This is a genomic window from Vibrio sp. YT-19(2023), from assembly GCF_033337395.1.
In genome coordinates this window covers 1-521 of record NZ_JAWOQN010001130.1, presented here as the reverse complement: position 1 = coordinate 521, position 521 = coordinate 1, and the positions used below count along the sequence as shown (strand labels likewise).

Genomic DNA, 521 nt, shown 5'->3' with positions numbered 1-521 from the left:
TGCCGACGACACGTTTTGGCGGACACATTGTATCTGGACACGTGGACGGCGTGGGTGAAATTGTGGAGCGCAATCAAGTTGGTCGTGCGATAGAGTTTTGGGTCGCGATGCCTGCTGAGATCAGCAAGTACGTGGCAGAAAAAGGCTCTATCACCGTTGATGGCATCAGCTTAACGGTGAATGATTTACGTAAAAACGCATTCAAACTGACGATTGTGCCTCACACCAGTGAAGAAACCACCATCGACCAGTTCCAAGTGGGCCGCAAAGTGAATTTAGAAGTGGATGTGTTGGCGCGTTATATGGAACGCTTGCTGCAAGGTCAGCAAGAAGAGCAGCCTGAATCTCGCATCACCATGGACTTCTTACAACAAAATGGCTTTGCGTAAGCGATCAGCCACGTTGCGATAATTGCCATAACAGACCGGAGTCACAGAACATCGTTAGGGCAATTGACTTGCATTGTGCAAGGCTCAAACTGTTGATGTCATTACCATTGCAATAAGATTTCACGCATTGCT

At 48.0% G+C, this 521-nt stretch carries 1 pseudogene; it reads left to right on the top strand.

Annotation, left to right across the window (positions count from 1 at the left end):
• A pseudogene (locus R7E78_RS30430) lies at positions 1-389 on the top strand (riboflavin synthase); the annotation flags it as partial.
• Positions 390-521: the final 132 nt, after the last annotated feature.